This is a genomic window from Levilactobacillus muriae (assembly GCF_045862015.1).
Classification (GTDB): Bacteria; Bacillota; Bacilli; order Lactobacillales; family Lactobacillaceae; genus Levilactobacillus; species Levilactobacillus muriae.
In genome coordinates, this window is record NZ_BAAFRU010000025.1 from 1 (window position 1) to 24,968 (window position 24,968).

General features: G+C 45.7%; 23 protein-coding genes, 18 tRNA genes and 1 rRNA gene. 12 read left to right on the top strand and 30 right to left on the bottom strand.

What is annotated here, in order from left to right; all coding sequences use genetic code 11:
* Positions 1–155: 155 nt before the first annotated feature.
* Positions 156–767: an HXXEE domain-containing protein gene (locus ACKTSF_RS12685; protein WP_407889976.1), complete on the top strand. Its 612-nt coding sequence runs from the start codon at positions 156–158 to the stop codon at positions 765–767.
* 413 nt (positions 768–1,180) lie between these two features.
* Here ACKTSF_RS12685 and ACKTSF_RS12690 read toward each other — a convergent pair whose 3' ends face one another.
* Both ACKTSF_RS12690 and ACKTSF_RS12695 read right to left on the bottom strand, forming a co-directional pair.
* A complete protein-coding gene (locus tag ACKTSF_RS12690) occupies positions 1,181–1,885 on the bottom strand; it encodes a pseudouridine synthase domain-containing protein (protein WP_407889978.1) in 705 nt (234 codons plus the stop codon).
* 11 nt (positions 1,886–1,896) lie between these two features.
* Positions 1,897–3,540 (bottom strand): putative polysaccharide biosynthesis protein, encoded by a 1,644-nt coding sequence (locus tag ACKTSF_RS12695; protein ID WP_407889980.1) that lies wholly within the window; start codon positions 3,538–3,540, stop codon positions 1,897–1,899.
* A 224-nt stretch (positions 3,541–3,764) separates the two neighbouring features.
* Between ACKTSF_RS12695 and ACKTSF_RS12700 the strand changes: the two genes are divergently transcribed.
* The 3 genes from ACKTSF_RS12700 to ACKTSF_RS12710 all read left to right on the top strand — a co-directional run bounded on the left by ACKTSF_RS12700 (position 3,765) and on the right by ACKTSF_RS12710 (position 5,859).
* A complete protein-coding gene (locus ACKTSF_RS12700) occupies positions 3,765–4,088 on the top strand; it encodes a hypothetical protein (RefSeq protein WP_407889982.1) in 324 nt (107 codons plus the stop codon).
* Positions 4,089–4,594: 506 nt separating this feature from the next.
* The gene (locus ACKTSF_RS12705; protein ID WP_407889984.1) at positions 4,595–5,359 is read left to right on the top strand and encodes a flavodoxin family protein; all 765 of its coding nucleotides are present in this window, start codon (positions 4,595–4,597) and stop codon (positions 5,357–5,359) included.
* Between the two features lie 14 nt (positions 5,360–5,373).
* On the top strand, positions 5,374–5,859 hold the full coding sequence (locus ACKTSF_RS12710; RefSeq protein ID WP_407889986.1) for a hypothetical protein: 486 nt from the start codon (positions 5,374–5,376) through the stop codon (positions 5,857–5,859).
* Between the two features lie 70 nt (positions 5,860–5,929).
* Here ACKTSF_RS12710 and ACKTSF_RS12715 read toward each other — a convergent pair whose 3' ends face one another.
* A complete protein-coding gene (locus tag ACKTSF_RS12715; RefSeq protein ID WP_407889988.1) occupies positions 5,930–6,601 on the bottom strand; it encodes an ATP-binding cassette domain-containing protein in 672 nt (223 codons plus the stop codon).
* Positions 6,602–6,722: 121 nt separating this feature from the next.
* Positions 6,723–7,370, bottom strand: coding sequence for a hypothetical protein (locus ACKTSF_RS12720; protein ID WP_407889990.1), 648 nt, complete (start codon positions 7,368–7,370; stop codon positions 6,723–6,725).
* A gap of 548 nt (positions 7,371–7,918) precedes the next feature.
* On the opposite strand from ACKTSF_RS12720, the gene ACKTSF_RS12725 reads away from it, so the two are divergent.
* The 4 genes from ACKTSF_RS12725 to ACKTSF_RS12740 all read left to right on the top strand — a co-directional run bounded on the left by ACKTSF_RS12725 (position 7,919) and on the right by ACKTSF_RS12740 (position 11,161).
* Complete coding sequence (locus ACKTSF_RS12725; RefSeq protein ID WP_407889992.1) at positions 7,919–8,485, top strand: hypothetical protein; 567 nt, start codon at positions 7,919–7,921, stop codon at positions 8,483–8,485.
* Positions 8,486–8,539: 54 nt separating this feature from the next.
* Positions 8,540–9,331, top strand: a complete 792-nt coding sequence (locus ACKTSF_RS12730; protein WP_407889994.1) for a hypothetical protein — start codon at positions 8,540–8,542, stop codon at positions 9,329–9,331.
* Positions 9,332–10,020: 689 nt separating this feature from the next.
* Positions 10,021–10,689, top strand: coding sequence for an ATP-binding cassette domain-containing protein (locus ACKTSF_RS12735; RefSeq protein WP_407889996.1), 669 nt, complete (start codon positions 10,021–10,023; stop codon positions 10,687–10,689).
* Positions 10,682–11,161, top strand: a complete 480-nt coding sequence (locus ACKTSF_RS12740) for a hypothetical protein (protein ID WP_407889998.1) — start codon at positions 10,682–10,684, stop codon at positions 11,159–11,161. The genes ACKTSF_RS12735 and ACKTSF_RS12740 overlap by 8 nt, the downstream gene beginning before the upstream one ends.
* 98 nt (positions 11,162–11,259) lie before the next feature.
* Here ACKTSF_RS12740 and leuS read toward each other — a convergent pair whose 3' ends face one another.
* Positions 11,260–13,689 carry a leucine--tRNA ligase gene (leuS, locus tag ACKTSF_RS12745; RefSeq protein ID WP_407890000.1) on the bottom strand — a complete coding sequence of 810 codons (2,430 nt, stop codon included), beginning with the start codon at positions 13,687–13,689 and terminating at the stop codon, positions 11,260–11,262.
* A gap of 550 nt (positions 13,690–14,239) precedes the next feature.
* Here leuS and ACKTSF_RS12750 point away from each other — a divergent pair.
* Together ACKTSF_RS12750 and mnmM are read left to right on the top strand one after the other, a co-directional pair.
* Positions 14,240–14,878 carry a phosphatase PAP2 family protein gene (locus ACKTSF_RS12750; protein WP_407890002.1) on the top strand — a complete coding sequence of 213 codons (639 nt, stop codon included), beginning with the start codon at positions 14,240–14,242 and terminating at the stop codon, positions 14,876–14,878.
* Positions 14,878–15,444, top strand: coding sequence for a tRNA 5-(aminomethyl)-2-thiouridylate-methyltransferase MnmM (mnmM, locus tag ACKTSF_RS12755; RefSeq protein ID WP_407890004.1), 567 nt, complete (start codon positions 14,878–14,880; stop codon positions 15,442–15,444). The genes ACKTSF_RS12750 and mnmM overlap by 1 nt, the downstream gene beginning before the upstream one ends.
* Before the next feature lie 585 nt (positions 15,445–16,029).
* Here mnmM and ACKTSF_RS12760 read toward each other — a convergent pair.
* From ACKTSF_RS12760 to ACKTSF_RS12785, 6 genes are all read right to left on the bottom strand, one after another.
* A complete protein-coding gene (locus ACKTSF_RS12760) occupies positions 16,030–17,358 on the bottom strand; it encodes a glycosyltransferase family 2 protein (protein WP_407890005.1) in 1,329 nt (442 codons plus the stop codon).
* A gap of 14 nt (positions 17,359–17,372) precedes the next feature.
* The gene (locus ACKTSF_RS12765; RefSeq protein ID WP_407890007.1) at positions 17,373–17,882 is read right to left on the bottom strand and encodes a DUF502 domain-containing protein; all 510 of its coding nucleotides are present in this window, start codon (positions 17,880–17,882) and stop codon (positions 17,373–17,375) included.
* A 1-nt stretch (position 17,883) separates the two neighbouring features.
* Positions 17,884–18,690, bottom strand: a complete 807-nt coding sequence (locus ACKTSF_RS12770; protein WP_407890009.1) for an EAL domain-containing protein — start codon at positions 18,688–18,690, stop codon at positions 17,884–17,886.
* 204 nt (positions 18,691–18,894) lie between these two features.
* Positions 18,895–19,623 (bottom strand): adaptor protein MecA, encoded by a 729-nt coding sequence (locus tag ACKTSF_RS12775; protein ID WP_407890011.1) that lies wholly within the window; start codon positions 19,621–19,623, stop codon positions 18,895–18,897.
* A 147-nt stretch (positions 19,624–19,770) separates the two neighbouring features.
* Complete coding sequence (spxA, locus tag ACKTSF_RS12780; protein ID WP_407890013.1) at positions 19,771–20,178, bottom strand: transcriptional regulator SpxA; 408 nt, start codon at positions 20,176–20,178, stop codon at positions 19,771–19,773.
* A 202-nt stretch (positions 20,179–20,380) separates the two neighbouring features.
* Entirely contained in the window at positions 20,381–21,121 is a 741-nt protein-coding gene (locus ACKTSF_RS12785; protein WP_407890015.1) for an MBL fold metallo-hydrolase, read from the bottom strand.
* A 121-nt stretch (positions 21,122–21,242) separates the two neighbouring features.
* On the opposite strand from ACKTSF_RS12785, the gene ACKTSF_RS12790 reads away from it, so the two are divergent.
* Both ACKTSF_RS12790 and ACKTSF_RS12795 read left to right on the top strand, forming a co-directional pair.
* Positions 21,243–21,755: a monooxygenase gene (locus ACKTSF_RS12790; protein WP_407890017.1), complete on the top strand. Its 513-nt coding sequence runs from the start codon at positions 21,243–21,245 to the stop codon at positions 21,753–21,755.
* Between the two features lie 92 nt (positions 21,756–21,847).
* Positions 21,848–23,065, top strand: a complete 1,218-nt coding sequence (locus tag ACKTSF_RS12795; RefSeq protein WP_407890019.1) for a DUF2075 domain-containing protein — start codon at positions 21,848–21,850, stop codon at positions 23,063–23,065.
* Between the two features lie 101 nt (positions 23,066–23,166).
* Here ACKTSF_RS12795 and ACKTSF_RS12800 read toward each other — a convergent pair.
* From ACKTSF_RS12800 to rrf, 19 genes are all read right to left on the bottom strand, one after another.
* A tRNA-Asp gene (locus ACKTSF_RS12800) sits at positions 23,167–23,240 on the bottom strand.
* Positions 23,241–23,245: 5 nt separating this feature from the next.
* Positions 23,246–23,319: transfer RNA gene (locus tag ACKTSF_RS12805), tRNA-Met, on the bottom strand.
* A gap of 22 nt (positions 23,320–23,341) precedes the next feature.
* Positions 23,342–23,414: transfer RNA gene (locus ACKTSF_RS12810), tRNA-Glu, on the bottom strand.
* 9 nt (positions 23,415–23,423) lie between these two features.
* Positions 23,424–23,511 (bottom strand) — tRNA-Ser (locus tag ACKTSF_RS12815).
* Between the two features lie 4 nt (positions 23,512–23,515).
* Positions 23,516–23,590, bottom strand: a tRNA-Ile gene (locus tag ACKTSF_RS12820).
* A gap of 6 nt (positions 23,591–23,596) precedes the next feature.
* Positions 23,597–23,667 (bottom strand) — tRNA-Gly (locus ACKTSF_RS12825).
* A 21-nt stretch (positions 23,668–23,688) separates the two neighbouring features.
* Positions 23,689–23,761 (bottom strand) — tRNA-Phe (locus ACKTSF_RS12830).
* Between the two features lie 52 nt (positions 23,762–23,813).
* Positions 23,814–23,887: transfer RNA gene (locus ACKTSF_RS12835), tRNA-Asp, on the bottom strand.
* Between the two features lie 2 nt (positions 23,888–23,889).
* Positions 23,890–23,963 (bottom strand) — tRNA-Met (locus tag ACKTSF_RS12840).
* An 18-nt stretch (positions 23,964–23,981) separates the two neighbouring features.
* A tRNA-Ser gene (locus tag ACKTSF_RS12845) sits at positions 23,982–24,071 on the bottom strand.
* A 29-nt stretch (positions 24,072–24,100) separates the two neighbouring features.
* Positions 24,101–24,174, bottom strand: a tRNA-Ile gene (locus ACKTSF_RS12850).
* Positions 24,175–24,188: 14 nt separating this feature from the next.
* Positions 24,189–24,262 (bottom strand) — tRNA-Met (locus tag ACKTSF_RS12855).
* Positions 24,263–24,290: 28 nt separating this feature from the next.
* Positions 24,291–24,364: transfer RNA gene (locus ACKTSF_RS12860), tRNA-Pro, on the bottom strand.
* Positions 24,365–24,370: 6 nt separating this feature from the next.
* A tRNA-Arg gene (locus tag ACKTSF_RS12865) sits at positions 24,371–24,444 on the bottom strand.
* Positions 24,445–24,488: 44 nt separating this feature from the next.
* Positions 24,489–24,560 (bottom strand) — tRNA-Gly (locus ACKTSF_RS12870).
* Between the two features lie 9 nt (positions 24,561–24,569).
* Positions 24,570–24,642, bottom strand: a tRNA-Thr gene (locus ACKTSF_RS12875).
* A 47-nt stretch (positions 24,643–24,689) separates the two neighbouring features.
* A tRNA-Lys gene (locus tag ACKTSF_RS12880) sits at positions 24,690–24,762 on the bottom strand.
* A gap of 3 nt (positions 24,763–24,765) precedes the next feature.
* Positions 24,766–24,838, bottom strand: a tRNA-Val gene (locus ACKTSF_RS12885).
* 7 nt (positions 24,839–24,845) lie between these two features.
* Positions 24,846–24,962, bottom strand: a 5S ribosomal RNA gene (gene rrf, locus ACKTSF_RS12890).
* Positions 24,963–24,968 lie beyond the last annotated feature (6 nt).

The window sequence follows — 24,968 nt, forward strand, 5'->3', positions numbered from 1 at the left end:
AGCCAATGAGGTTGACCCATTACCGCTCAAATATTCGGTGACGACCTTAATTCTAAAATCCAAATCAAACTTAACCATAGTAAAACCCCCAAGGTTGGAATTTCTGTCCAACCTTGGGGGTTCACTTCAATCAAGAATGGCTACTATGTATTTATTTGATTGGAATTATTATGCTAAATATTGTGTTAATTAAGTGGGATGATTTGAGCTTTGTGCAGCGATTAATGGCATTATTGACAGTTGCATTACCGGCCCACGTCTGTGAAGAAAATACATTTCCAGGTGGTTTCTTTTACATGAATAATTTGGATTTAGGGACTGAAGATCCTTACAAATATCCCCAAAATCAGTTGTCGAATATGTTTACAAATTTAACTGGTGAAATCATTTATATTATTCTAGTGCTTTATGCGAATCAAATTCCGGCAATTACCGTTACGGTAGTTATCGTATTTTGCTTGGCGGAAGTTGTTAATCACACCCGTGCCGGAGTTAAGATGTTGAAGCTATATCGTTCAAAGGGTAAAACAACAATCTACACTCCTGGGACGGTCACAGCATATCTTGTCTTATTGGAATTAAGCGTTTTTGGTATTGAATGGCTGACTAAAAACACTTTTACCTGGGTAGATATTTTATTAGGCGTACTAATCGTATTTGCTATCGTTGTAGGATGCATCGTTATTCCATTTGTTATTTCGTACCGCGTTAAATCAACACGCTATATGTTTACAGATAATGGTTATTTTAAAAAATTTGATCGTTAGCACATTGAGCTGAGGTTCATTATTATTTATTAAGAGTTGAAAGCACTCAAATAGGTTTCAGCTGTGGGGACGCCTGGACTGAAGCTAGTAAATTTAGTTATTTTGCATCATCGAGCCTTACCTAATACACTGGCCAGATTATTAGGTAAGGCTTTTATGAATTCATCAAAAACGCGACATGAACTTCTTCGTTCATGTCGCGTTTTTTCACCTATACCAGTTAAAGCTTTTCATCAACCAGCTTAACGTATTGACAAATTTTATATCCGGTAAGAATCGACTGTAATTGTAAACGATTGGCTAGTTGAAAAACCACGCTTAGCCGAAGGCGGTCACGCTTGGAACGATCCCCACAGCAGACGAAATTTCTAACAGCCGCAGGCAACTGGTTTAGAAAACCCAGCGACATCGCCTTACGACTCGTGCGAAGCTGAAAGATCGGTGTCCAATGGGCCATTCAATGCATCAATTTCTGCTGGGAATAAGCCACGGTAAGACGCACTAGACAAGTCGACCGGTAGTGGTAGCGGACCGTACGCCACACGGCTCACAGGGCCATTTACGCCCTTCAGCGCCATCAGAGTGGGCACAGCTACAGTCAAGTCACGCGTCCGGACGGTGACCGTCGTCAGTTGGTGAATGGCGTCAGGCACGATCTTGACGTCTTCAAAGGTAATGTCGCCTTCAAGACTCGGCAACTGCGCGACTTCACCCGTGAGTTGCACACGCAAACTGCTGACCCATTCTTGCTGGTCAACATCGGTCAGGAAGTGATCATCATCGCTAGCCAACACTAGGCCACTGGCTTCCTTAGGCAGGTCCGTCAGCGCCCTGAGTGGCCGTACTTGGTCCAACGTGTTCAACAGGCTTCCCAGGCTATGCGCACTGGTCGGGTCCATACTGAGTTGAAACCCGATTGGCTTGTTAAAGACCATATATTGCGGCTGACGGCCAGTGACGGCCATACCATCCACACGAACCTGATCCGACTTGGTTACCGTCAACAGTGGTAAATCGACGACATCATCATTTACCGTCACACGCTGTTGGCGCAGCAGACGTAAGATCTGCCGCGGTGTTCCCTGTCGATGCTCCGTTAAATAACGTTCAATATTCATCCAGCACCCTCCTAACGAATGTGCAACCGCCGGCGAAGACCGGCGACACGATTGCCGATGATTGCATCGGCTAATCGACTCTTCAGCATCATATAGACGTAGAAATAGCCACCAAGAACGGCTGCAATCGCCGTCACCGTGAAGCTGATAATCCGGCCGTTACTGCCAAGCAGGCTCCCCAACATCACGACGACCCGGGCAATCGCAAAGGTTCCGATAGAAGCTAACAGGATACCATTGGTTTTCTTGGCAATCGTGGCGTAGTTGATTCCAAACTGCACGTCTAAGGAGTGAATGATCAGATAACACGTCACGAACAGGCCAATCCCGGTCGCAACCAGTGGCCCAAAAGCGCCCAGGAAGTAAACCAGCGGCCATTGGACGATGAATTTCACCACGGTACCGACCGCAAAGTAGTGTACGGCCCGACGGTTCTGTGAAATCCCCTGCATCAATGCGGAAACCACCGTGTAAAGGCCCAAAAGAATCGACAGGTAGGACGAGAACGCCAGAATCGATGACCCTAGTGCTTCCTGTGTTTGCCCGTAGAACACGATGTTTAATGGCCGTGCAACGGCTGACATGCCCAACGCCGCAGGAATCATGACGAATTCAAACATCAAGAAGGCATTAGTCAGTTGGTCCGAAATTTCATGCTTATTGCCCCGCGTATAAGCTTCCGACAGTAACGGCACAACCGTCACGGCCAGAGCTGAGGACAACGAAATGGTAATCATAATTAATTTGTTCGCGTTCACCCCGAACAGAGCGAAGAGATCATTCAAGTACGCATCCGAGTAATTACCCGCTAAATGCATGATTGGTGCGAACGTGTATTGGTCAATCAGTTGGAAGATCGTGATGCCGGCACCCAAAATAATGAATGGAACGGCTTGCGCAATAATTTCCTTGTACAGTTGCTTGGCAGGAACAACTAATTCCTCGTTACTACCCGCGACCAGACCGCGGAAGTAATCGCGGCGTTTCCAATAATAAACACCCAAGACAATCAGTCCACACAGTGCCCCAATGGCAGCAGCTAACGTGGATTGCGACACAGCGGAGACCCAGTCACCCTTCAAGATGTACATGATCACAAATGCTGTCACTAACATGTAGGCAACTCGTGCCAATTGTTCTACAAATTGGGAAATCGCGGACGGTGCCATTTGCTGGAAACCTTGGAAGTAGCCCCGGGTCAGACTCATTGTGGGAATGATCAGGATGGCCCAAGCCAGCGAGTGAAGAACCGGAATCAGGTTCTTATCGCCACCGGTAAATAAGGGTGCCCCCAAAAACAGGAGTAGTGCAATGATAATCCCTGTCAAAATGGCAATGACTAACCCACGCTTATAGAGTCGTACACTGATGCCATACTCATTCAAGGCGTTATAGTGTGCCACTTGTTTGGCGATGGCAGAAGGCACCCCAGCAATGGCCGCAATCAGGAAGAAGCTATAGATGTTATAACCCTTACCATACAACGCGTTGGCTTGCAGGAAGAATGTCCCAAACCAGATGTTCCACGGAATAATATAGATTGCGCCGAGAATCCGAGAAAAAATGCTTCCCGCGGTCATCCACGCCGAGCCAGCAACCATTTGGTCTTGCGTGCTCGCGGTTTGATTGCCTGTTTGATCAGACCTTGCCGACATTTGACACCCTACTTTCAATTTAAAAATTCAACGTAATCCGGACTTGGCAAACTGCCAAGCTAATCAAACAAACATTATACCATAGCTTTTCGGTTGCAAATGTCAGTTTTCGGTAAAGATTTGTGAATCTAGGCCCCGAGCGTGGCGGTTTGCTTACCGGATTTGGGGAACAGTGGTATGCTGGAGATAGTCAGAAAATAGATTATTCAAGGAGGAATGCCATTATGACACAAGTAGCAGCTGGGGCTACCGCAGCTCCAGAAATGCAAATGTCACCGGAAAGAGCCAAGCAAGTTGTGCGAATGACCAAAAGTATTCGACAACATTTTCCAGAATTAGCTCAGGTTCAAGACGCACAATTGATTTATTCTACATGGCGTAGTTTTAAGCGGATCGACCAGACCAATGATAGTGATTATCAAACAATGGCTGACGTCTTCTTCCACGAATTTGACCGTCACTTACTCAATTATCAATTTTCTAAGGCTGGCGAGGACGATGTCGTCAAGCACCGTTTCTTCGCTATTCTGACAGAGCTACTGCAATAATTAATCAAGTCCCCCCGCCGGCCGGTTGGTCCGCGAGGGATTTTTTTTAAAAGAGTGCGGAACAAGGCGCTTAGACTCTGAGCATTAACGTCATTAGTGAAAATCCCGGGCCTGGATTTTTTGCCTAATGGGGTTAAACGCAGGACTCTGCCTTGTGGAGCACGTTTCGACTACAGAAAATTAGAGCGCGCCCCAAACCAGCACAACATCAAAAGGATTTCCCTAAAGCTCCGAAGCACAAAACTTTCCGAATATTTTACCTTAACAGTAATACGCCGAACCTGTGAAAATCCAAATCAAGCGTCTCCCATCACCTTAAAAGAGCGCAAATACCAAACGATTTCCCGCCAATGCGGTATACTAGTTACATAGTCATTGATAGCGCTGCCAATCAGTTAAGCAACGCCATCAATCTAACAGTAATGACCTCAGCACAACATCGTGTGAACCACTTACCGAGGCCAGCAAGAATGCAGCACATAAATCTTCAAAGCGAGGCGATTACTTTGCGCTACTTAGCATTATTAGGAAGTCACGAGCGGCATGGTATCACGGCCGGCTACCTCCAAGCTGTACTGGACGACTTGCCAGCCGATGCCGAGGTCGAGACGGTCTTCCTGCGTGATTACGCTATTTATCCAGATACCAAGGAAAAAGCTTGTCCGGCCCTTAATGAAATTGAAGCCAAGATGGCTGCCAGTGACTTCTGGATCATCTGTGCGCCAACTTATTGGGGCGGCATGCCCGGTGTCATGAAGCAGTTCTTTGACTGCATGCGGTTCCGGCTGGTTCGGATGACCGCGAAGGCAGACACCCTGCCCGGTAAATATAAAGATAAACATTACCTGAGTATGACCACCTGCTTTGTCAGTTCAACAGAGAACTTCTTTACCGGGATCACCGACCAAATGTTTGTCACGATTGATCGAGTCTTGACCGGTGCTGGTCTGATCAAAGTTGGTGAATTTGTGGGTACTGGCACTTGGGGGACGCATGCCCCGCGGGAGACCAAACTCGCGGAATGTCGCCGTCTCTCCCGGAAAATTGCCGACCGACCACGAAAGGATGATAATACCTTGAAACGTTACATACTGCTCTTCTTCATGATTGCCATCATGGCGTTGATTACCATGGGTCTGCAAGCTTGGTGGTTCGGCGTCTTTGCAGCCGGTAAGTTCTGGCTGACATACGCCAGCTTTGTTATTATCTTTTACGTGCTACTGGCCAGCATCCTACACTTCTTCACGTTCGTGCGGCACCGTCGACGGTAAACAGGAGGTCAGTCATGCTATTTGAATTTAACGTAGAACCAACCGGTAAAAGCTACCGAACGTTGTTACAAATGTGTGTTGAAACCAACGACCACTTCGAATTGACCAGCTACAATGACTGCAAGGATATCTATACCACGCGCTATCATCAGGTCATGACGGCGCTGGCTCCTGACCTCATCAGCACCAAAGCCGGCCATGCGAACGCCCTCAACACGATGGGCGGCTGGCACGCACTAGTTTTACATCGCTATCAGGCCAACAGCGTGACAATTCGCGTCTTGAAACAGGCAACGACCTCACTATACGACTGGGGGCGCTACGCACGGGATAAATTACCAGACGACTTGACCTTTTACCAAGCTGGCGTCCCAACGCTGATGGTTCTGGGCCATGAAGAGTACGCCTGTATGCGGGTGCAAACGAAGAAGGACCTCAAACGCCTACTAGCCATTCCCGATATAAAATTATCACCACGAGAAGACTGGTTGACGGACTAGTCCCCCTCGAACAGTTCTACTAAAAAATCAATTGCCAAAAATTGGCAGTTGATTTTTTTATAATCACTTTTTAGATGTCCGTCTTCAAATAAGCTTCCTCAAAACTACTCGTCCCCGCCCGAGCCATTAATTCCATCGGTGTTCCACTGAACGCAATCTTCTTTCCAGCGAGCACTAAAACTTTAACATTTTCAGTCGGCAAATTGCGAAATTGATGGGTTGTCATGATCACGGTCTTCCTGTTAGCGACAAGTCGCTTGATCCGATCGAGAACGCTGACCGCAACTTTAACATCTAATCCACTCTCGGGCTCGTCAAATAAATACAGATCTCGTTGTAGTTGACAGACACCCTCCAAAATAACCAATTGTCGTTGGCCGCCGGACAAGTCGCGGAAATGACTATGCGCAATTTCTTGAAGGCTTGCCGGCAACTCTTCTTCGCTGAAACGCTTATTCGGCTGGTCGAGATCCATCATCATTTTCAGAGTATCCATAACCGTGGCGGAACCAGTAAATGGCGCATCTTGCATTTGATACGCCACCCGATGCATCGATGGAAAATCCTTGAACGGCAGGTCACGACGTTCACTCACACCAGCAATAAAATCCAATAACGTTGTTTTCCCAACACCATTTACACCTAATAAAATATTGATTTTTCCAGAATCAAAGGTTGCCGATAGATGATTAAATAACTGCCGACCATCCGGCAACTGGTACGAAAGATCTTGTATTTCCATAGCGAACCTCCTAATAACGACTTGTATTCGACTGTAATTTCATGTGACGGACCGGATAGAAGCCTACCAACAGGTAAAATAACGCGACGATCGTTAAAATTCCCGCATTCTTCAGTGTTGCTTAGCCAAGCATGTTCAGACCTGAACTATAAAATTGAATCATGTACGCGCTTGGCGTGAATACGGTTAAGAGAGTTCCTACGAGTGAATCCAGCTGGTATGACAGATTGATAATCAGCATCGCAAGTAAGATGTATCCCATCATCAGCAGTGAGGACAGGTTAACCTTAAGCGGTAAGAGCAACACAAAATTCGTGAATCCAGCAACAATCGGAATCAGTAGAAAATTTAGGAAGAACCCCCCAATCATCATGGGAATCAGAAACAGTGTTGATGGATTTAGAACCAACACAAAAATATCGAACAAAACAATTTCAGTTTGAACAAAAATAATTTGCACAATTAAGTTGCTGTAGAAGATCAAGCGCTTATCACCAGCGATGATTGTAAACATCTTCAGAAAATTACTTTCTCGCATCCCAATCAATCCAAATTGAAAGCCATTCAGTACACCAACCAGAATAATATAAACCCAATATCCCAGTAGCTGAGAGGAAATATTGTGGACGCCAAACGGCTGCCCCTTTGAATTGATATCAGCAATGACAAAGTAAATTGCTGGACAAATCAACGTGTAAAACAAAATAGCCTTATCATCCCAAGTTTGTCGAAGCTCAAACTTACTTAAAATTCGCAACTTACGCCACATTAAGACACCCCCAAAAAAAATTAAAAATTCTTATGCTAATGTTAAGCTTTCTTCGATTAATATAATCGTTTTATAATCATTTTGCAATCTTATCCTAACTATTATTCATCCTATTTTAAATCTACCGCTCGTAGTAAATAATGCCAATTAAAAAGTACCAGTCTACTCCCGTTAGGAAAGTTACTGGTACTTTATGTCATATGTTTAAAATTTAGTTGGCAACAATGTTAATCAGCTTGCCCGGCACGATGATCACCTTGCGAACGGTCTTGCCATCCGTATGCATCTTGACCGTGTCGTCAGCCACTTTATAAGGATTAAGAAATAAATTTTTAGACCTATATAAAATCCTAGATTTATTGCTAATTCGTCTACGATAATGTTAATAACCCTGATCTACAAATAGATGAAACCGGTTAAAATCTCGACCTAACTTCACAAACTTTATTAGTATTTAAATATAGTTGCCTGTGTATACATTTAACATAGTGACTTTCAGACTTTGTTTTGCTATAGTGACAGCACCAACTCGAAAGGAGATTCACTTCATGCCATCATTTCTTACAAAAGGTCTAGTCGTTCTATCTGTTGCGAGCTCATTTGGTATTTCACCCTTAGCTGCTAATGCAGCAAAAGGTGGAGAATCCACCAGTCACTCTTACTCGGAAGCTGCACGCGAATTTGGAATTTCCGAAAAGGACTTCAACACTCAACTTCAACAAGCTGCGAAAACAAGTTCAACTCGGCCTTCGTCAAGAACAAACTATGAACGTGTTCACTTCGAATTTCGAACATTCAACGCTTACGATTCGACTTATCGAATTCCCAAGCAGACAAAAAGTGCTTATCACTTAAAATCTAATACAGTTAATCGTCCTTGGTACAGTGCTGAGGCCTGGGGACAATCTTATAAAGCCGGACGTACTGGTAATGTCAGCGTATCAGGACCTAGGGTTGACGATCATAATATTTATCAAATTAAAGCAAATAAACGATACAAATTAACGAACTATTTGGTCGAACGTTATGGCAGTAGAAATAATGCCTATATCATGGCCTGGTCGCATGGTGACGGAAACGCCTGGGGATATTGGAATCCTGATTCTAAAGTTTAAGCACCGAACACACTTTGGACGGACAGAACTTGCCCGTCCTTTTTAGGAGACTTTATGACCATTCAACGGTTGAAAACAAACGTCACTCTTTATCTAGGAATTTTTTTAGCTATCATCCCCATACTCCTGCACATTATAAATGTCGTCATTCCTCACTTTCTATTTTCCGATTCAACCACTATCAATACGACAACGATAACTGAATGGCTAGGCTTTTCTCAATCTTTGAAATACACTTATATTTTCTATCTGTCGCTTCCTTTTTTCTGCTCACTTAGTTTAAACCAGTGCGTTTGGGAGGATGTTCAGAGTGGCTTTCTAAATAGAATAGTTTTTTATAGCTCGATCAAAAAATATTGGTCCACAACTATGCTTTTTAGCTTTACAGGTGGTTTCTTTACGGTCACTCTCCCACTGCTCTTAGATCTCATTGCAACTTATGCTTTTTTACCACTACTACGTCCTGATTGGATGATTAATTCACTTCTACCCAGTCCACAATTAACCTATTTTCACACGCTTTATTACGAAAATCCGCTACTCCTAATTCTCATCTACATTATCATTGGCGGGATGCTTGGTGGTATTTGTACAATGCTTAGTTCTTTAACTGCTCTCTTTTGTAAACACCGTGTCGTTATAATCAGCTTCCCTCTGATCGTTTGCTTAGGCTTAGCAATTTTGACCATTCTATTTCCAAAAATATTCTTTGACCCGACGACCATTGCAATTGCATATAGCCCTGACTACCTACCACCATTTATAAAAATTATCATATTCGCCGTTATCCTGCCAATTGTACTGTACCTTATCGGCATAGAAAGGATCAGAAGACTTGTTAACTAGTCGATATGCAGTATTTAAAACGACTTTTTATGGATTGCTACTTTTTATTTTTTTATTTACTTTATTAAAATATACAGGTATTAATCCCCTGAAAAGGCTCGATGCTTTACAAGTCTTTTGGGGAACGCTATTGTCTGAAACTTACAACTTTTACAAGACAATTCCCGTCTTAACTATTGCATTTCTGCTGTGGATAAGAGCCCCAAGACCAATATACTTATTCATGCACTTGAATACGATTCAGAAAATAACGAATTACTATTACCGACAACTAGTCGCTTTTTTAATTGTCATCGCCTTTTCTTGGACGCTTGTATTACTTATACTATCTCAAATGCTCATCATCAATCCAGAAAATATATCCTTTAGTTTGATTCTTTCTGGCACTTATATTTTAAACTTAGCCGCCTTTCTGTCGACCTTATTATTGTTTTTAATAAATCTCAGTGAGACTTGGGGGGCATTTATCATCACCGTCTTGCTTTACATTGATCAATGGTTATACCTGCATACCGGTCAGTCGATATTGTTTTATCATGGCTTAATTTCGAGTACGTTAGCTACTGGTATTAATCTGTCAACTGTAATTTCTGACACTATATGGAATAGCATAATTATTGTAATCTGTTACTTTCTAAACAAAACATTTTTAAAGATTTTCAAACCTTTTACGTTATAGGAGAAGACTAATGTTTACAGCTATTTCACTGGAAAACGTCTCAAAAAAATACAAGAATCGGCAAATATTTAACGCGATAAATATGACAATTAACTCTGGCGAAGTCGTTGGCATCTCCGGGCCAAATGGATCTGGGAAAACAACCCTACTCAAGTTAATTCTAGGTCTTACACCACCTACAAGTGGCATAATTAAAATTGAGAAAAAGAAATTAGATAGTAAAAACCTCTTTGCCGAAAATACAGGTTTTTCATTCAAAGAGTTCGGCCCTCTAAACAACTACAGTGGCCTAAATAATCTAAAGATCATTGGCCAATTAAAAAAGAAAGGTCCGGACGTGCCCTTTACACACCCCGATAATTTGATGAAATTAGTCGGACTCGATCCTAATAATGCGGCAAAGGTTAAAACGTATTCCTTAGGTATGCGTCAACGACTCTCAATTGCTATGTCCTTGATAAACAACCCAAAGATAGTTATCTGGGATGAACCCGAGAACAGCCTAGATAACGCCGGCAAAATTCTCCTACAAGAACTGTTGTCTAATCTTATTTCCCAAGAGAAAACTATTGTTATGACCAGTCATGATCAAGAATTCTTAACACATAACACCAATACACTTTTTGAAGTAACTGCCGGAAGACTACAACTCATATTGGAGAATCTTCCTCATGACTAAAACCATTGGTACTAAAATATTACTCGCCTTCCTTGGGCCTAGCCTACTAATACCGGTTATCTATTTGAACCATGAACATGTCCAAAAAAGATTCGCAGACTTTTCGATAATCAAAAGATCTATTGCGAAGCCAACGGAAATAACAGTGAACGCCAGTACCATCAAGATTCTCCATTATCGACAGCTTAAAATAAAAGGTGACCTTTGGAGCTATTTGACCATCGATTCCCCAAAAGTTCAAAAACTCGATAGTAATTCTTTCAAGCTCTATCGTGGCCCTCAAGAAGAACCCAACATTTACTTCAACGAAGACATTCGCGTTAATTCTAAAAATTCTAGGATCTTAAAAAAAGGACCAAATAAAATCTTAATGCACACCGACGGCTCTTCAAAGAACGCCGAAACACAGTTGGTAATCCAAGATCAGAATAATCTTCATTTCACCCAGAACTGGTTAACCGCGAAGTTCTAGCGTCCCGTCACTTCCCTTTACAGTAAAAGCAGCGTCAGCCATCTTCCTAAAGGGAGGTGACTGACGCTGCTTTTCATACATTTAAAATTTAATAACGACTAGTTGGCAACAATGTTAACCAGCTTGCCCGGCACGACGATCACCTTGCGAATGGTCTTGCCATCCGTGTGTATCTTGACCGTGTCGTCAGTTAATGCTGCGGTTTCGATGTCATCCTTGGCAGCGTCCTTAGCAACCTTCAAGTGGGCGCGGACCTTACCGTTAACCTGGACAACCATTTCAACCACATCTTCAACCAATTGCTTAGGATCATAAGTTGGCCATTTCTCGTAAGAAATCGTTTCGTCGTGACCCATTAATGACCAGAGTTCTTCAGCAATATGTGGCACGATTGGTGAGATCATCTTGACGAAACCTTCCATGTAGATCAGTGGCAGACTGTCAGCCTTGTAGGCCTCGTTGACGAAGACCATCAATTGCGAGATTGCCACGTTGAAGTGCATGGCTTCCATGTCTTCGCTTACCGTCTTAACAGTCTGGTTGTAGATCTTGTCCAGCTTGCCATCGTTGATCATCGTGACCCGGTCACGCAAACGGTTATTATCATCGATCAATAGCCGCCATACCCGGTCCAGCCAACGACGAGAACCGTTGATCCCTTCCGTGCTCCATGGCTTAGAAGCTTCCAGTGGTCCCATGAACATTTCATACAATCGCAGGGTATCGGCCCCATCCTTCTCGACAATTTCGTCCGGATTGATGACATTACCCTTAGACTTGGACATCTTTTCGTGGTTAGTCCCCAGAATCATCCCCTGGTTGACCAACTTCTGGAATGGTTCCTTGGTAGGGACGACACCGATGTCATAGAGGAACTTGTGCCAGAACCGTGCGTATAGCAAATGCAAGACAGCATGTTCGGCGCCACCAATGTAGAGATCAACTGGCATCCAGTACTTCAGCTTGTCGGGATCGGCAATCGCTTGGTCGTTGTGTGGATCGATGTACCGCAGGAAGTACCATGAACTCCCAGCCCATTGTGGCATGGTGTTGGTTTCGCGCTTCCCTTTACGTCCATTCTCATCTACAACATTGACCCAGTCATCCAAGTTAGCCAGCGGACTTTCACCGGTACCCGAAGGTTCAAGTTGCTTAGCTGCAGGCAGCTTCAAAGGCAATTCGTCTTCTGGAACCAGTGTCGTCTCACCATCTTCCCAGTGAATAACTGGAATTGGTTCACCCCAGTAACGTTGACGGGAGAAGATCCAGTCACGCAGGCGGAAGTTAACTTGCTTGTGTCCAGCATCGTGTTCTTCCAGCCAGTCGATAGCGGCCTTGATGGCAGTCTTCTTGTCCATCCCATTCAGGAAGTCGGAGTTGATGTGTTCACCATCACCGGTATAGGCGGCCTTTTGGACATCAGTATCGCCATCACCCGCGATAACTTGCGTAATTGGCAGATTGAATTTTTGAGCAAATTCGTTGTCCCGGTCATCGTGAGCGGGTACGGCCATGATCGCCCCAGTCCCGTAGGATGCCAGCACGTAATCTCCGATCCAGATTGGTAATTTCTTACCGCTCAGCGGGTTGATGCCGTAAGCACCGGTAAATACCCCAGTCTTGTCCTTATTCAAATCGGTCCGTTCAAGGTCGGACTTGCTTTCAATGGCTGCTTTATAAGCTTTTACGGCGTCGGCTTGTTCTGGCGTCGTTATCTGGTCAACCAAGGCGTGTTCCGGAGCTAAGACCATGTAGGTTGCCCCAAATAACGTGTCGGGACGGGTCGTATAGACCTCGACCTTGGTGTCCTCTTGTCCATCGACTGGGAAGAAGACACTGGCCCCTTCGGAACGACCGATCCAGTTTCGTTGCATTTCCTTAATGCTATCAGGCCAGTCCAAGTCGTCCAGGTCATCGATCAAACGGTCAGCATAGGCCGTGATCTTCAATACCCATTGGCGCATTGGCACACGGTAAACGGGGTACCCCCCACGTTCCGTCTTGCCATCGATCACTTCTTCGTTGGCCACAACGGTCCCGCCCATGAAGTCGGGGGCCCAGTTAACCATGATCTTGTCTTCGTAGGCTAGGCCCTTCTTGTAGAGCTGTTCGAAGATCCATTGCGTCCACTTGTAGAAGGATTCGTCGGTCGTATTGACCTCACGACTCCAATCGTAAGAAAAACCCAGAGAACGAATTTGTCGCTTGAAGTTTTTAATGTTGTGCGCCGTGAAGTCCTTAGGGTTATGCCCCGTCTTCAAGGCGTACTGTTCAGCTGGTAACCCGAAAGCGTCCCATCCCATTGGGTGAAGGACGTTGAAGCCTTGCATCCGCTTCAAACGGGCCATGATATCAGTCGCCGTGTACCCTTCAGGATGCCCAACATGCAGTCCCTGTCCAGAAGGATAAGGGAACATGTCCAAGACGTAATACTTTGGTTTCGTTTGGGTGTCAGCGGTCTTAAAAGTTTCGTTGACCCGCCAGTAATGTTGCCACTTGTGCTCAATAATTTGGTGTTTGTACGCCAAAATTCTCGCTCCCTTTCTCAATTAACGTCGTGCCACAAAAAAAGCCCTGCAGCAGCCCAAAATGGGCTGCTGCAGGGCGTCTAAGCGCGGTACCACCTACATTTCCTCGAAACAGTTTCGAGGCTCATTCCGGCTGATAACGTCGCCAAACGTCCACCTTTCAGCAGAAGTGACTCGGAGATAAGTTCGTCCCTGGAGCAACGGATTTGCAGCATCCACCCGCTTTCTAAATACCCACCAGAACTACTACTTCTCGTCAACGTCTTTGAATAATCAAATTGTTCTCATCTTAGCAAACCACCCCCGGAAAAGCAAGGGCTTCATGGGATTCTTATCAGTTTTCTCGTCGGGAACTTGACTACCGCGACATCAGTAAATTGCGTGACTTGTCAGACACTGGCGGTTGACCGTTTCAACTAGCCGATGTGCTATACTAAATAGGATTGATTATCGAAAAAATAATATCAGTTATCACTTCGTTCAAAAGTAGCGGTCATACACCGTTTATGGCCTACAACACTATTATTTATGTAAAAGGAGGTGACCTCTCGTGCCACCCATTTCAAAGCTTCGCTGGCGGTTCACCATGGCCGCTGGCATTATTTTCTTACTTGATCTCATCGGCGTCGTTTATCAACAAAGCTGGCTGGCTGCGTTTGACCACGCCGTTATTAGCTGGGTCCGCCAACCGTTGCCTCATGGATTGACGCAAGCCATCATCACCATTACCAAGTCGGGTAACCCGCAACCGGTGACCTGGGTAACCCTGCTGATCATTGCTGGATTAGTGATTGCCCGACGATATCGTGGTGCCCTCTTCCTTGGCTGGAATGTTCTATTCTGGGCAGGAATTGGCAATAGTGTTATCAAACACGTGGTGCGACGCGATCGCCCCACCGTTGACCGACTCGTGGCGGCCAGCTCCTACAGCTTTCCTAGTGGTCATGCCATTACGGCCATGTTGCTGTGGGGGACCGTTATTGTCCTCATTGGATGGTCATTACGGCATCACAGTGGCTGGCGATGGCTGCTCATCGTTGTGCTAAGCCTGTGGATCGTCGTCATTGGTCTGTCTCGTGTCTACATGGGAGTCCATTATCCTAGTGATGTTGTTGCTGGTTGGTCACTGGGTTTCGTCCTGTTGACGGTCACACAGTGGTATCTAACGCGTTACGGAGATGATTTATAATGAATTTACCCAATGCCCTAACTTACAGTCATACCTTGCTTAGCGAGTGCGTTGGTCCTGGCGATACCGTGGTCGATGCGACCGTGGGCAACGGTCACGACACAATTTTTCTGGCGAGCCTCGTCGGTAAGACGGGTCACGTGATTGGTTTTGACATTCAGGAAGCAGCGCTCAAGGAAACACGGACGCAATTAACGCTGACGGGACTGACACCACAGGTCACGCTCCATGCGACTGGCCACGAGCACGTCGGCGACTACCTCACAGCAACAACGCCAGTGAATGGTGCCATCTTTAACCTGGGCTATCTTCCGGGTGGTGACAAGTCATTGATCACGCAACCAAACACGACACTAGCGGCCGTAACTGAATTACTGAAACACCTACCGCGTGGTGGCCGAATCATTCTAGTCGTCTACTACGGCCATCCCGGCGGTCAAACTGAGCGGAATGCTGTGGTAGACTTCTGCCAACAGTTACCGCAGAAGGTCTACCAGGTGCTGCAATATGGCTTCATTAATCAAGTGCATCATCCCCCATTCTTACTCGCAATTGAACGACGGTAAATAACTGAATTGAAAGGTTATCTCTGTTAGGCAGGAGGTTGTGGCATCTTTGTAGCCTTTACCCTTGATAACTGAAGGTTGAAAGTCCAAGTACACCTAGAAAGGCCCAGCTAACAGAGATTTAATCCATAAAATTAGTTGGAAATTACCACCTGCGGCTGCCAGAGATTCCGGCTGCTGTGGGGACCGCTGGCGGCGTCCTACCCACAGCGTTCCAGCCTAAATTTGGCGAACGGTAAGCCGGCTGATTTAGACGACGTTGCCTAATTTTAGTCTCAGTATCGTTGTTGCAACAGTCATAATGGATACTTTAGATTTTTCAACCTTCAGCTTGATAATACAGTAAAGCCGGTGTGTCCCCGTTAATTGGGGATAACATCGGCTTTTTAAGGTCATTTAGATAACAACTGTTAAGCAGCTGCTTATTTGCGACCGACATAATTTTGTATGATGACTCTTATCACCCTTTACAAACACTTTACACACGGAGGTCAGCAACCATGGTACACTATCGGTATATACCAAATTGTTACAGCTAGAACTCACCCAAATTCTTACCCTAATTACTTGTTCTAAAAGACGGTTTCACTTTTTCATCGACTGACGCTTCGGGCTCACCCAAGTTCCAGAGCCAAAGCCCAGAATAGTTTTTAGTGCCGGAATAAAGGTCATGACCACCGTAATCGGGTTGACCATCCAGTAGAAGAGCATGTATAGCGGTGCAAAGAAAAGATACTTCATTTTGGATCCGTGGTGATCCAGCAGCAGTGCCGCTAGTAACTGCATGAAGCCGGCGAACATTTCAAACGTTACAAAGATAAACGAAATCACGATACCATGTAGCAAGCGCTCATAATCTCCCGTGAACAGGAAATACAGCATCAAGCCAATGAAGGCAATCGACGTGATTGTGAAGAAGAACGACCAAATAATCGATAGCGTAGAGTCCACGAACATCGACCACTGGTAACGGTGTTCGATGGGATGCCGCAAGAACTTTTTAATATTGGTCAGCCAGACTTCCGTCCCTCCCTGCGCCCACCGTTTACGCTGATGGTAGAGATCGCGAATTGTTTCTGGTACGTTCATGTGAAAGATAATATTCGGCGCAAAGCGTGGCACAGCCCCCAACATCTGGTGATCCCAAGCGATACTGATGTCCTCAGTGGCACGGTTCTGCCGAAAGCCACCGACATCGATCAAAAAGTCTTTCTTATACAGGGTATTAGCCCCACTGTAAGCATACATCGAGTCGTTAACCGCAGTCTGGCTACGTTTAATGACGCCCACAATACTGGTAAACTCCACAGTCTGAGACTTGCCCAACAGCGTCGTTCGATTCTGCACATCCATGTTGGCGGTCACGGCCGAAGAATTCATATCACGGTCTCGCATGAAGAAATTCATATACTTCATCAACGCGTCCGGCTCTGGAATCGTATCGGCATCGTTACTGAGGATATAGTCTCCCTTAGCAAAGTACATGCCGATATTAAAGGCATGGGCTTTCCCCTTATTTCTCAAGATTTCTACCGTCCGTAGCCGCGGGTATTTCTCCTGTAGCTGGGTGATAATAGCCCCCGTCTTGTCAGTCGAGCCGTCATTCATCACCAGGACCTCAAAATTCTCGTAATTCAGATTTTCGAATAAGTAGGTAACTGTCTCTGCAATCATGACCTCTTCATTGTGGGCGGGAATCATAATCGTGACCATTGGTTGATATTCCACAGGAATGTATCGGGCCGCAGCCGCCGTATCTCGCTTATTGGTCTTCAGAAAACGATAAGACAGCGCACCGGCGAACCAAAAGAAGGACCCCACCACAGGATATAGACACAAAGTTAACAGGAAAACATTAAAAATAGTCTTTCCCACGGTCGCCCGTAAAATGCTATCAATAAAGATATTGGACACGCCAGTCACACCTTCTACTCGTCTAAGTCATTTAAATCGTGTTGCTCATACAACTGATGAATCTGATCCGTATCTAAATTCTGCTCCGGCTTAACCTGATAGTGCCGGACATTTTCTCGAAACTCGCGATCACCGAAGCGTTCGTCCATGAATTTCCCAAGCTGATCCTCACGTTTTCGTTGATTAATGGGGTTAAATGTCGGCCACTGCTCGACGACTCGGTCACGCTTGCGGTTCTGGATAATCGTCATCCCCACCGCAAATAGAGACACAAGAACGAAGGCAAACAGGAGTAGAATACCAATAAATTTAATTTCAAAAATCCCTTCGTTATATGACCAGAGATGAATAATCTTCGGATTGTACGACGCCCAGAAGGATAGAACGGTGATAATTATGGGAACGAGCACACAGACCCAGCCAAAGAGGCCAATCAGTGTTTGCCGTATTTTCAATCCCCAGTGTCCCTTCTCAAAATAATCGTCGGCATAGAATTGTTGGCGATCTTGTTTTTTGTCACTCATCTTAACGCCTCATTCCAGGATCACTCGGCCGGGCGAAGAGATAGCCTTGCCGAGTCTTGATTTTCAATTGGTCTGCGAGTTGTTGGTCCTGCTCATCCTCAACTCCCATCAGGATTAACGCGATGTGGTTCTTCTGGGAGAGCTGATTCCAAAACTGCAGGTTGAGATCTAGCCATTCACTAGGATCAGTCTTACGAAAACTACGCATGGAACACTTCAATGAATCCACTTCGGGTAAAATCCATTCAATACTTTTCAAGTTATTCAAGGATGACCCCACGTTATCGATACCAAAGCGCATGCCATACTGCCGAGCCTCGCGAATTCGTCGTCGGAACAACCACCGTTTATATTTTGGCTGATTAGTCGTAGCCGTGAACTCCACCGCCAATTTCATTGGCGCGATGCGAGACAACGCCCAGCGAACAAAGTACCGAAAGTCTGGGCTTACAATCTGATCATATTCCAGGTTGATTGACAACGTAATGGATTCTTCCTCAGGCAAAGCCTTGAAGGTGTCCGTGAGAAGGAAAATCACCCGTTGTAGCGGCAGCGAATCTAGATCCTGCGGCAACGACCATGACCCATCCCAATCGTGTTGACGGAGAAGGCACTCGTACCCGGTGGTCTGGCCACGAAAATCGACCTGCTTTTGAATGAAGTAACGCAACTCGATTTCATCGTTTTCCAGATAGTTATTCGAATTCTTACGCGAATACCAATAGTAAATGATGATGGTGAGTACAACGATCACCGCCATAATGGCTGTTGCCCACAACAAGTAATTCTCTAATTGCGCCAAGGTCACGTGCTCACCCCCAGACCCTTTTCTACCATGATGCTTAAACCGAATTTTGGCATACAATTCAATGGCTACCTAATTATATTGTTAAACAATTATAGCAGGCATAACACGAAATTCCAGTTATTTCTCACGTTGCCTTTTCATTTTTTATATAAAAAAAACGCTAAACCTCCCATCTTTCAGAAGGTCTAACGTCCCTAATTCAAACTAATTATTCAAAAAGTGAAAACGCGTAAGTTCAAGCGCACTGTGCTCCATAACCATTTTCCCATGCTCAGCCAAGACGTCTGGGGCAACCTTAGTACTGTCACCGTATTCGTATGCAACCGAGAGTTCATCCTTAATTGATTCGCGGGATGATTCGTTGACAAAGAAAATTAATTCCAAATAGTAGACATCTTTGTACTGGTACAGGTTGGACGCGGCATTTTCCAGATGTAGCACCCGCGACAAACTAATCATGTCCTCAAACGTGTGTAACCGGACTACCCGTGTTGTCGTAGGTTGCCCATCATCGTTCAAATAATCTTCGATGTCATTCGAGTCGCTACTGGTCGTCGTTGCCTTATAATTTGAGAAGAAATCCTTTTGCCCATCCTTTTCCAACAAGTGGGCCTTAATCTGGTCCGACACTTGATCGGGGTGATCGCTGTCAACGCTAGCGTCCGTGACGTTCACATCCGTAGCATCGTCCTCATCTGCATTTTTACTGATAAACAATTCAAGACCATTACGATTTGACAGCACCTGGAAGGTGACCGCATCGTTGTCTTGAAATTGGTGGTCAACATCGACCTCTTCCAAGATACTATAGAAGAAGCCTTCGATTTGTTTGTGGTTGCCCAACAGATCCAAGACGGTAATACCGCGTTCGCTCAGATCATCGTTGCCAATGACCACCCGAATCGTATTTTCATTGATTCGTTCCATTTCCATTGAATAACACCCCTTTCTCGTGGGTTTGGGTATTGTCCTTGTTACTCATTCTAGTCATTTTATTTTACTTGTAAAGTAATGATAACAAAAAAACTGGACTGCAAGTAATATTCTCTCACAAATCCAGCTAGATGCAACTAATTAAGCTTATTCGTTACCATTAACTAATCGTTGCGCCCGGGCAAGCTCTAATTCCCGAACTTCACGGGGTAGAAAACGGCGAATTTCTTCTTCGTTGAAACCAACCTGAAGTCGCTTGTCGTCTAACATGATTGGTCGGCGCAGAATTCCTGGATTCTTTCGAATTAAATCGTAGAGTTGTCGCAAAGGTAAATCATCTAAGTCGACCGTTAAATTCTGGTATACTCGTGAACGCTTAGAAACGATCTCTTCGGTACCATCCTCCGTCAGCCGCAAGATCGATTTGATTTGATCCACGGTTAAGGGTTCGGAGAAGATATTCTGTTCACGATACGCGATTCCATGTTCTTCGAACCAAATTCGAGCCTTACGGCAAGACGTACAACTGGGCGATGTGTAGAGCGTGACTGTCATAATCTTTTTCCTCCCTTGCCTTGTATAAATGTTTTAATAAATCTATTATACAGCATTCCAGAAGGATTTAAAGGCTTTTTTGTCAATTATTTAATTAACAATATCTATCCATTTGTATATTAATCATAGAAATGATGACTATGGATGATACATGTGTCAATAATTAGTTGATGTGCAATTTATTTTTAGCGAATAGTTCGCATTAGATTTCATAAACAGATTGTGGCTTAACAACTTCCACAGGAATTATCTCGCCTGCCGCTACCTGTGCCTCTGCTGCTAATTGCTGAAGGTCACCTGTTTGTGGCAAATGCGTCAGCAAAAGACGCTTAACTCCGGCATCCTTGGCTAGCTCACCAGCCTGAGTCGACGTCAGATGCCAGGCCGTTCCTTGATGATTGGCATAAAAATTGGTATCGGCCAGCAAAACATCCGCTGATTTTGCCCAAGCCGTGAGACCAGCGAAAGCTGCCGTATCAGCCGTAAAGGCCAATGTGGCCCCTGTCGCCGTCTCAGTGATGCGTGGCGCATACGCCGGTACTGGATGATGGGTTAGGATGAAGTCGACCGTTAGCGGTCCTAATTTGAGCGTTTGTGTCGGGTTATACGCTTTACCCACCGTAGAATCAGGCCAAGTCAGACTTCCAAAATTTAACGGATCGGCTGTGTGCCCATAGATCGGCAATAAGGGTTCCGCCTTTTCCCCCTGGGCCAATTGCCATTCGTACTGCAAAACACCCAGATCGGCTGTGTGATCGTGATGATAGTGGGTTAGTAGCACTGCGTTTAACTGTAGCGGACTCATTTGCTTTTCCAGCGCCAACAGAGCACCACTCCCACAGTCCAGCAGCAGGTGGTAATCCCCACTCGTGATCAAATAGCTACTCGTTCCGATACCGTTGTGCGGGTAGCCCCCGTAACAACCTAATACAGTCAATTGCATCGAATCATCCTCTCGTTTTGTTCTGCTCTTAGTGTAGCGCGCCAGCCATAGAGTGTAAACGTTTCGCATTTGTCATTGAGACCTTTATAATAGAAGTGAAACCAAGTCAGGAGGGATGAGCATGCTTCATCAATTATCTTTAACGTTTGGGAGTAGAGATCTACTAGATAGACTTGTAAAACGTCACCCAGACCGCAAATTTGTACTATTAGCGGCTACTGGTGGGGCTAAAGATCTACAGTTGCTGGACATCTCGGATCAGCCGAGTGTCTTCACCAGTCATCTGGACTATCAGGTTAAGAGTGAACACGGTCAGCCAAATTGGCACGGCTTCTTCAGTTTCAACTACTTCACCCTAGATGTTGAAAGTAGCAAAGTTTTCGAGGGTGAGGTCAACAAGCTCGCTGCCGAACCGCTGCCAAATGGGATGACGGCCATGCTGGTCCTGTCAAAATTTAAGAACAGTGGTGAATACGTCCTGTTAACTATTTGGGACAGTAGTGACGCCTTCATGATCTGGCGACGGTCCGCCAAGTTCTCGCCGTTTACCAAATATGCGACGACACTGAATAACTTCCACGCGGCCACCTACCAAATGGCGCCACCGGAAAAACACGATTCAAAACACGCTTAACGTGAACCCTTCGCTGATGAAGGGTTTTTCATTTACTCAGATTTCGCGGTACAATAACGGTATTCATTCTTTTTTAGAAAGTAGGCGATGGTTTGCGTAATCAGCCAACCAATGCAGCAACAGCTAAAATTTCACCCGATCTCCCCCTCACATTGGAACAAGACCACCTCGTTCAAGAGATCCTGAACTTTACGACCGAGCATCTGAATACTCCGGGACCAGCCGTATTCACGCTTTACGGAGACGCTGGAACCGGCAAAAGTGTCGTGCTTGCCCACCTCTTCAATCAACTTCAAATTGCAGCTCGCACACAGGCAACTTCCCCGCTCGCTGGAACCACCAATTACTTTCTGATCAATCATCCGGAGATTCTCAAGGTCTACCGTGAGATTGCGGGCAGTCACCCCCATTTATTGAAGAAAGACTTTCAACGGCCGACCTCCCTGATCAACCAGATTGCTAAGGGGCAAGTACAGCCAGATGTTCTGGTTATCGATGAGGCTCACCTACTCTTATCGCAGGCCGATCACTACAATAACTTCTACGGGGATAATCAGCTCAGCACACTCCTAGCGACGGCGCAAGTGATCATCGTGGTCTTTGATGAGACGCAGGTGCTACGAATGAAGAGCTTCTGGACTGAACACCGATTAGCTCACCTCGTTGCTCCTTTCCCACACGCCACGTATCGGTTGACCCACCAATTTAGAATGCAGGCCAGCGATGCTTTGGTCGACTGGATCAATGATTTCACACATCAGCACATCCGACCGTTACCAGCAAACGTTGGTGCAAGCTATGACCTACGCGTCTTTGATGACGCTGAACAGATGCGCCAAGCTGTAGTCCGGCGAAATGAAGCAGTTGGACTTTCCCGTATCGTTGCCACTTCAGGCTACCCCTCAATCTTAGATGGTGGCAAACACTACGTTACGGAGGGCGACTTTTATTTGCCATGGGACCAATATAACTATACAAGCACCCCTTGGGCGGAATTACCCCAAACAATCGATGAAGTGGGCTCCATCTACACCTGTCAGGGCTTTGACCTGAATTATGTGGGCATCATCCTTGGTCCACCTGTAAGCCTAGACAGCGATGATCATTTACAAATTAATCTTGACCGGTACACTGACGTCGAAGCCTTTAAGAAACGGGACGATTTGACCGATCCGGCCGAAATCATTCAGATCAAAAAACGGCTTATCTTAAACTCTATCAACGTTCTGATGAAACGCGGCGTTAAAGGGCTTTACCTCTATGCGCATGATCCACGCCTGCGCCACTATCTCCATACCCATACCGTTTAGATACCCACAAAGGTGTCGTCACGCCAACGAATGATGACACCTTTTTTGGATAATTATTTAAACAGCAAAAAAGCCTTCCCCAACGAGGAAGACTTCATTCACGGTCCGTACGAGACTCGAACTCGTGATCTCCTCCGTGACAGGGAGGCGTCCTAACCAACTAGACCAACGAACCAAATATTGCGGGAGCAGGGTTTGAACCTGCGACCTTCGGGTTATGAGCCCGACGAGCTACCAGACTGCTCCATCCCGCGATAATATTAAAATATGAAGCAATGACCCGTACGGGATTCGAACCCATGTTACCGCCGTGAAAGGGCGGTGTCTTAAACCACTTGACCAACGGGTCATAACTAAACGGAGAAGGAGAGATTCGAACTCTCGCGCCGCTTCCGCGACCTATACCCTTAGCAGGGGCACCTCTTCAGCCACTTGAGTACTTCTCCATAATGGGCCTAAATGGACTCGAACCATCGACCTCACGCTTATCAGGCGTGCGCTCTAAACCAGCTGAGCTATAGGCCCATATAAAGCGGGTAACGAGAATCGAACTCGCGACAACAGCTTGGAAGGCTGTGGTTTTACCACTAAACTATACCCGCAATATAATGAGATATATTTAATGGCGCGGGACGGAATCGAACCGCCGACACATGGAGCTTCAATCCATTGCTCTACCGACTGAGCTACCGAGCCATTTGCCATTTAGATAATTATGGTTGCTATTCTCTGTTGACGAGCATAACAACGGTCCGTACGAGACTCGAACTCGTGATCTCCTCCGTGACAGGGAGGCGTCCTAACCAACTAGACCAACGGACCAATTGCGGGAGCAGGGTTTGAACCTGCGACCTTCGGGTTATGAGCCCGACGAGCTACCAGACTGCTCCATCCCGCGATAATATTAAAGAAACAAAGGAGGATGAGAGATTCGAACTCTCGCGTGATTTTACTCACCTGACGGTTTTCAAGACCGTTCCCTTCAGCCAGACTTGGGTAATCCTCCATAAAACAATACAATAGTCCTTCTGGTAATGGACCTTGTAGGACTCGAACCTACGACCGAACGGTTATGAGCCGTTTGCTCTAACCAACTGAGCTAAAGGTCCAGTCCAAGTCCAAATCGCGGCGGGGGGGATCGAACCCTCGACCTCTCGGGTATGAACCGAACGCTCTAGCCAGCTGAGCTACACCGCGAAATGTTAAATAAAATATTCTTATTTAATCGGGAAGACAGGATTCGAACCTGCGACCCCCTGGTCCCAAACCAGGTGCTCTACCAAGCTGAGCTACTTCCCGTTAAAATGCACCCAGTAGGAGTCGAACCTACAACCTTCTGATTCGTAGTCAGACACTCTATCCAGTTGCGCTATGGGTGCAAAAAATGACACTTACTAATAATGCTTAATACCTCTCGGTACTAAGCGGAAGACGAGATTCGAACTCGCGACCCCCACCATGGCAAGGTGATGTTCTACCACTGAACTACTTCCGCAAAATTAAATGCCGACTAGAAGATTCGAACTTCCGACCCCCTGTTTACAAGACAGGTGCTCTACCAACTGAGCTAAGTCGGCATAGTCAGTATCATTGTGTATCCAATTACTCATCGTCCGAAGACGAATGAGCCGTGACAGGCTCGAACTGTCGACCCTCTGATTAAAAGTCAGATGCTCTACCAACTGAGCTAACGGCTCATATGGAGGATACAGGGCTCGAACCTGTGACCCTCTGCTTGTAAGGCAGACGCTCTCCCAACTGAGCTAATCCTCCAAAAATCGCGTGGCAACGTCCTATCCTCGCAGGGGGCGATCCCCCAACTACTATCGGCGTGCTAAAGCTTAACTTCCGTGTTCGGCATGGGAACGGGTGTATCCTTTAGGCTATCGCCACCACACTATAA